Source organism: Streptomyces humi (genome assembly GCF_001005085.2).
Taxonomy (GTDB): domain Bacteria; phylum Actinomycetota; class Actinomycetes; order Streptomycetales; family Streptomycetaceae; genus Streptomyces; species Streptomyces humi.
Map to the genome: position 1 here is coordinate 1 of NZ_LBMU02000156.1, position 3,609 is coordinate 3,609.

At 69.1% G+C, this 3,609-nt stretch carries 3 protein-coding genes; all 3 read left to right on the plus strand.

Annotated features, from left to right (window positions below; translation table 11 throughout):
- Window positions 1–85: 85 nt before the first annotated feature.
- Entirely contained in the window at window positions 86–1,603 is a 1,518-nt protein-coding gene (locus AAW13_RS43345; protein ID WP_071659880.1) for a sugar ABC transporter ATP-binding protein, read from the plus strand.
- Window positions 1,600–2,673 (plus strand): ABC transporter permease, encoded by a 1,074-nt coding sequence (locus AAW13_RS43350; protein ID WP_071659881.1) that lies wholly within the window; start codon window positions 1,600–1,602, stop codon window positions 2,671–2,673. Before AAW13_RS43345 ends, AAW13_RS43350 begins: the two co-directional genes overlap by 4 nt.
- Window positions 2,666–3,609: ABC transporter permease (locus AAW13_RS43355; RefSeq protein ID WP_071659882.1), on the plus strand; the 944-nt coding region annotated here is incomplete at its 3' end. The genes AAW13_RS43350 and AAW13_RS43355, both read left to right, overlap by 8 nt.

The window sequence follows — 3,609 nt, forward strand, 5'->3', positions numbered from 1 at the left end:
GTCCCGGCAATCCAGTTGAAACCTTTCACGACGCTGTGGGGTCGGTCGGAGTGCCTTCCGCGCCCGGTGTTGTCGAGGAGCCTCCATGACCCACCCGTCCGACTCGGGCCCGGCCCCGGTGCTGGCGTTGAAGGACGTCTCGAAGTCCTTCGGTGCCGTGCGTGCGCTGCGGGACGTCTCCCTGGAGCTGTTTCCCGGTGAGGTGCACGCGCTCGCCGGGGAGAACGGCGCGGGCAAGTCGACGCTGATCAAGACGCTTGCCGGGGTGCACCGGCCGGATGCCGGCCAGGTGCTGCTCGAGGGTGAGCCCGTCGTCTTCCACGGTCCCGGTGATGCCCGTGACGCCGGTATCGCCGTGATCTACCAGGAGCCCACGCTCTTTCCCGACCTGTCGATCGCCGAGAACATCTTCATGGGCCGTCAGCCCCGGCGGGCGCTGGGGCGGATCGATCACAAGGCCACCCGGGCGGCGACCGCCGCGCTGATGAACCGGCTCGGTGTGGCCCTGGATCCCGACCGTCCGGCGCGGGGGCTGTCCATCGCGGACCAGCAGATCGTGGAGATCGCCAAGGCGCTCTCCTTCGACGCCCGGGTCCTGATCATGGACGAGCCGACCGCGGCCCTGACCGGCAGCGAGGTCGCCCGTCTCTTCAAGGTCGTACAGACGTTGCGGGAACAGGGTGCGGCGGTGCTGTTCATCTCGCACCGGCTGGAGGAGATCTTCCAGATCTGCCGGCGGGTGACCACGCTGCGCGACGGTGCCTGGATCGCCAGCGAACTCCTCGACGGCATGAGCGAGGACGACCTGGTGCGCCGGATGGTCGGCCGGGATCTGGACGAGCTCTACCCCAAGCAGGACGTCACCCCCGGCGAGGTCGCGCTGAGCGTACGGCGGCTGACCCGTGAGGGGGTGTTCACCGACGTGTCCTTCGAGGTCCGTCACGGTGAGATCGTCGGCCTGGCCGGCCTGGTCGGCGCCGGCCGTACCGAGGTCGCCCGCGCGGTGTTCGGCATCGACCGCTGGGACGCGGGTGAAGTGTCCGTGGACGGGACGTCTCTGGTCAACGGCGCGCCCTCCACCGCGATGTCCGCGGGTCTGGCGCTGGTCCCGGAGGACCGGCGGGCGCAGGGGCTGGTGATGGACATGTCCATCGAGCGGAACATCGGTCTGACCGGGCTGCGTACGAGTGTGAGGGCGGGTCTGGTGGACCGGGGTGCCGAACGCAGCCGGTCCCTGGACTGGGCGGTCAGGCTCCAGGTGAAGTACGCCCGGATCGCCGACACCGTCTCCACTCTCTCCGGTGGCAACCAGCAGAAGGTCGTCCTGGCCAAGTGGCTGGCGACCGGACCCAAGGTGCTGATCGTGGACGAGCCGACCCGGGGTATCGACGTCGGCACCAAGGCCGAGGTCCACCGGCTGCTGTCCCAGCTCGCCGCGGACGGCGTCGCCGTCCTGATGATCTCCTCCGACCTGCCCGAGATCCTCGGTATGGCCGACCGCGTGCTGGTCATGCACGAGGGCCGCCTCACCGCCGAGATCCCGCGCTCCGACGCCACCGAGGAAACCGTGATGGCCGCAGCCACCGGGAGGGCCGCCGCATGACCGTCACCACACCCGAACACACCCCTGTCACCGAGACACCAGGCTCCAGCGGGACCCGGCTCGTGGACCGTGTCTTCAAGATGCGTGAACTGGCCATCCTGGTCGTCTTCCTGGTGATGATCGCCGTCACCCAGGCCGGCAACAGCGAGTTCCTCTCCGAGCAGGGCATCAAGGACCTCCTGCTCAACGCGACCATCCTGGTCCTGGTCGCCACCGGCCAGTCCCTCGTGGTGATCACCCGCAACGTCGACCTGTCCGTCGGCTCCACCCTGGGCATCACCGCCTTCGCCGCCGGCGACTACCTGCACAGCGGCGGCAACCCGGCCCTCGCGATCGTGCTGGCCGTCCTGCTGGGTGTCGGCTGCGGACTCCTGAACGGGGTGCTCGTCAGTTTCGGACAGGTCCCCGCCCTCGTCGTCACCCTCGGCACCCTCTACATCATCCGCGGCATCGACTCCATCTGGGTCGGCTCCCGGCAGATCACCGCCGCCGACCTGCCCGGCGCCTTCAACGACTTCGGCTCCGGCGGCCTGTCCGCGATCCCCTACCTCGCCCTGATCGCCCTCGCCGTGCTCGTCGCCACCGCCTACTACCTCAAACACTTCGGCAGCGGCCGGGAACTGTACGCCCTGGGCTCCAACCCCGAAGCCGCCCGCCTCGCCGGCATCCCCGTCCGCAGACGCATCATCACCGCCTACACCGTCTGCGGCGCCCTCGCCGGCCTCGCCGGAGCCATGTACCTGGCCCGGTTCGGCAACGTCGACTCCAGCACCGGCAACGGCTACGAACTCACCGTCGTCAGCGCCGTCGTCGTCGGCGGCGTCGTCTTCACCGGCGGCTCCGGAAGCGTCTACGGCGCCGCCCTCGGCGCCCTCCTGCTCACCTCCATCAACAGCGTCCTGCCCGCCCTCGGCGTCAGCAGCGTCTGGGTCCTCGCCATCAACGGCATCCTGCTCCTGCTCGCCATCGCCGTCGACCGCATCGTCGCACTGCGCGTGGCGGTGGCGCTGAAGAAGAAGTCGGCCCTGAAGAGGACCGCGACCAGCAAGGAGAACACCCGCCATGCCTGAGTCCTTGACGCGCGCGGTGCGCTGGGACACCGTCGTCGGCGCCCTCCTGATCCTCCTGCTGCTGTTCTCCTTCTCGGCCGTCGACGGCTTCGGCAACTCCCTCAACCTGTCCTTCCTCATCGGCAACACGCTGCCGATCGCCCTGATCGCCCTGCCGATGACGCTCCTCGTCGTGGCCGGCGAGATCGACCTGTCGGTCGCCTCCACCGCCGGCCTGTCGGGGGCGGTCATGGGCGCACTGTGGAACCACGGACTCGCCATCGAGACGATCATCCCGATCTGTCTGGTCCTCGGCGTGGTCTGCGGGCTGGTCAACGGGCTGCTGGTGACCCGGCTCGGGCTGCCGTCGCTGGCCGTCACCATCGGCACACTCGCCGCCTACCGGGGCATCGCCCAGATCGTCCTCGGCTCCGACGCCGTCACCGACTTCCCCACCCAGTACCTCGACTTCGCCGCCGGACGGCTCGGCGACACGTTCCTGCCGCAGGCCTTCCTGCCCTTCCTGGTACTCCTCGTCATCGCCGTGGTCGTCCTGCACGCCACCCCCTTCGGACGCTCCCTGTTCGCGATCGGCGCCAGCGAGGAAGCAGCCCGCTTCACCGGGATCCGGGTCAAGCGCAACAAACTACTCCTCTTCGTCGCCACCGGGTTCATGGCCTCCCTCACCGGGATCTTCTGGGCCCTGCACTACGCCAGCGCCCGGTACGACAACGCCACCGGCCTCGAACTCTCCGTCGTGGCCGCCGTACTGCTGGGCGGCATCGACTTCGACGGCGGCAAGGGCACCCTCGGCGGCGCGATCGCCGGGGTCTTCCTCCTCGGAGCGCTCCAGAACGTGATGAGCCTGCTCAACGTCTCCGCACAGTCCCAGATCGTCGTCACCGGCGTCCTGCTCGTCATCTCCGTACTCGGACCGAGGGTCGCACGACAGATCTC

Bases quoted from the DNA above. Each gene is read 5' to 3' on its own strand.
- AAW13_RS43345 (WP_071659880.1), top strand. From the start codon at position 86: ATGACCCACCCGTCCGACTCGGGCCCGGCCCCGGTGCTGGCGTTGAAG.
- AAW13_RS43350 (WP_071659881.1), top strand. From the start codon at position 1,600: ATGACCGTCACCACACCCGAACACACCCCTGTCACCGAGACACCAGGC.